Raw genomic sequence first — 3,202 nt, 5'->3', positions numbered from 1 at the left:
TTAAAGCCTTCAAGATTTTTTTCCAATTCCTTAAGCGTATGCAGTCTGGAAGATGAGTGGCTCAAATCTTCTTTGAAAGAGATTAACTCGCTATCCTTTTGAGCAAGCCTCGCTTCCGAATCCTTGAGCTGTTCGGATGCAGATTCCTGCGTGCGCACAATATCCTGCTTCCGCCCGCTCAATTCCTCTTTTTTGCTTTTTAACGTCTGGCTCCTGACTTCCGACTCCCGGCCCTTCTTTTCCAATTCCTCTTTTTCCCGCAAAGCCTTGCCAACTGTTAAGTTCAGCCTCTCCTCGTCTTTCAGGCACACCGCAATATTATTTTTGATTTGGGCTGCTTTATTTCCTATTTCATCTTTCCTTTTTCTTAACTCTTGACTCCTGACTTCTGACTCCTGGCTTTTTCTTTCAATATCTTTCAGTGAATTTTCCTCATTTAAAAGCCTTGCCTCTTCGCTCTCCACCTCGCTATTTATCTCGCTTAAAAGCCCATTCAGCCAGAGAGTCTCCTGCCTTACAGTATCCTGCTGAACCTTTAGTTCCTCTATCTCTTTTAAAAGCCTTTCCTCATTTCTCCTGAGTTCCCCTATCCTGAGTTCAGCGAGTTGAATCTCTTTTTCTCTATCTTTAATTTGGCTGTCTATCTCAAATGCCTTTTGCCTTATGGCCTTCAAAGAAGCCTCTTCTTTTAAATACCTTGCCCTTGCCTCTTCAAGGCTGCCTGCCTTTTGTGATATGGCAGTTGTAAGTTCAATCTCCTTGTCTTTAAGCGTCTCCAGCTTGTTTTCGTTCTCAGACCTCTTTTGCTTCAAGGCCTTATATTCTTCAGACGCCAAAAACAGCTCAAACCCCTTGAGTTCTTCTCTCATGGTTTTATACCGCTCGGCCTTTTTTGCCTGGCGGTTAAGAGAATTCATCTGCCTCTTTACCTCGCCGATAATATCGTTTACCCTTGTAAGGTTTTGCTTTGTCGCTTCAAGCCTTCGGAGCGCCGCATCCTTACGGTGCTTGAATTTATTGATACCCGCTGCCTCCTCAAAAAGAGCCCTTCTATCTTCAGGCTTCGCATTCACAAGCCATCCGACCTGCCCCTGCTCTATGATTGAGTATGCCCTTGTTCCGATGCCTGTGTCCGTAAAAAGGTCAACAATATCCTTGAGCCTGCACTGAACCTTGTTTATGTAATATTCGCTTTCACCGGAGCGGTAGAGCCTTCTTGCTATCTCTATCTCGGTAAAATTCACATATTCTGCCGGCGCAATCCCCTCTTCGTTGGAAAGCGTCAGAACCACCTCAGCCATGCCGATGGGCTTTCTTGATTCACTGCCGTTGAATATCACATCTTCCATAAGTTTGCCGCGCAGATGCCTTGCATTCTGCTCTCCAAGCACCCATCTGATGGCGTCAACAATATTGCTCTTGCCGCACCCGTTTGGCCCGACAATGCCGGTAACGCCCCTTGGAAAGACAAGACTTGTCTTGTCTACAAATGATTTAAAGCCGTGGGCTTCAAGTTTTTTGATTTTCATAAATTTTTGTTATATCGCTTTAAAAACTTAAATTTCAAACAGCGCAAGAAATTCTTCAGAGGTTAAAACAGAGACTTTATCATCCGCATAATCGCCTTTGTTTCTTGTAATAATATAATCAGCCTTTACAAGAACAGCCGAATAATACTGAACAGCATCCTCAAAATCTTTAAAATCAGAGGCCAGCGAAAGGTCTATCACCTTCTCATCAACTTCTGCAACATTGAATACAATCCTGAGCTTCTCCAACGCCTTCATTGCCTTATTTCTGTTCAATTCTTTTGACAACAGATAAAAAAGCGTCGGGAAACTTAATGCGCAGAGATAACCCTTCAATGCGCCCTCTTCAATTTTTTTGAACACTACGGCGGCGGAAGAATAAAAAGGCTCCCGTTTAAGAAAAATATCAAGGATAAAATTGATATCGCAGAGGACAGTTTTCAAATATACTTCCTCTCTATATGCCTCTTATAATCCGAGAGCAGCTTTTTATTATCAACCTTTGTAGGGAGGATTCCCGTTATCTCCGACAAAATAGGCGACTCTATAAATTCTTTTTTTTGCTGTGCCAAAATAAATTTAAAATAATCGGAGACCATTTTAGAAAGACTTGTCTTTCTCAAACCAGCCGCTTTTTTTGCAGTCTTAATTAATTTTTCATCCATCAGCAATGTCAATTTTGTTCCCATATCAACATCTCCTTGCCGTATATATTTTATTTTAGTATACGGCACAAATCAAGATAAAATTTTCTTATTTGGTAGTTTCTATCCAATAAAATTATCGCTGTTTTAAATAGAGTTTCTTAAAATTGTTTCTTGAGAAAAATCCTATCAGAGTTTAAATTGTTTGTAAAGAAGAAAATACAATAAGGTGGGCATTTCATTCTCTAATACCACTATATATGGTGGATGTTGACAATTTAGACCAGTGATGGATAGGGTATATATGGGAAAATAAAGGAATGAAAACCGGTAACACTATCTTCTGGCTTTTTTCTTTAAACCATTACTACCGGTATCTTTCAATACCGCATGCGCAGCCGCAAGCCTCGCTATCGGCACCCTGAAAGGTGAACAAGAAACATAGCTAAATCCGTTCCTGTGGCAGAATTCTACTGTGGCCGGATCTCCGCCGTGCTCACCGCATATTCCTATCTTCAAATCTTTTCTTGTTTTTCTGCCTTTCTCAATGGCAATCTTTATGAGTGCGCCCACGCCATCCTGGTCAAGGGATTGGAACGGGTCGTTTTTCAAGATGCCTGCCTTTTTCTCATCAACATAGTCAGGCAAAAATCTTCCTGCATCGTCCCTTGACATGCCAAGGGTCATCTGGGTAAGGTCGTTTGTGCCAAATGAGAAAAATTCTGCGACCTCTGCTATCTTATCTGCGAGCAAGGCCGCCCTCGGCACCTCAATCATTGTGCCGACAAGATATTTTAGTTTTACACCTTGCTCCTTTATAACCCTTTCTGCAACCTCCCGCGTCTTTGTTTCAAGTATCTTTAACTCTTTGCCGTCTATGACAAGCGGATGCATTATTTCAGGGTGCACCTTAACACCTTCTTTTACGCATTCGCACGCAGCTTCAATAATCGCCCTGACCTGCATCTCAAGGATTTCCGGGTATGTAATGCAGAGACGGCAGCCCCTGTGCCCAAGCATTGGATTTGT

Annotated in this window: 4 protein-coding genes; all 4 read right to left on the bottom strand. The window is 42.2% G+C overall.

The features are described from left to right. A partial coding sequence (locus HZA10_05160; protein MBI5195688.1) for an AAA family ATPase occupies positions 1-1,529 on the bottom strand: 1,529 nt, incomplete at its 3' end. A 27-nt stretch (positions 1,530-1,556) separates the two neighbouring features. Then, positions 1,557-1,973 (bottom strand): PIN domain-containing protein, encoded by a 417-nt coding sequence (locus HZA10_05155; GenBank protein MBI5195687.1) that lies wholly within the window; start codon positions 1,971-1,973, stop codon positions 1,557-1,559. Continuing rightward, complete coding sequence (locus HZA10_05150) at positions 1,970-2,218, bottom strand: hypothetical protein (protein MBI5195686.1); 249 nt, start codon at positions 2,216-2,218, stop codon at positions 1,970-1,972. The genes HZA10_05155 and HZA10_05150 overlap by 4 nt, the downstream gene beginning before the upstream one ends. A 291-nt stretch (positions 2,219-2,509) precedes the next feature. Beyond that, positions 2,510-3,202: pyruvate, phosphate dikinase (locus HZA10_05145; GenBank protein MBI5195685.1), on the bottom strand; the 693-nt coding region annotated here is incomplete at its 5' end.

Source organism: Nitrospirota bacterium (assembly GCA_016212185.1).
Lineage (GTDB): Bacteria > Nitrospirota > Thermodesulfovibrionia > UBA6902 > DSMQ01 > JACRGX01.
Note: the sequence above shows the minus strand (reverse complement) of the source record. Positions and strands in the feature narration are given on the sequence as shown.

Excerpts from the sequence above, each read along its gene's own strand:
- HZA10_05150 (MBI5195686.1), bottom strand. The coding sequence starts at position 2,218 with ATGGGAACAAAATTGACATTGCTGATGGATGAAAAATTAATTAAGACT.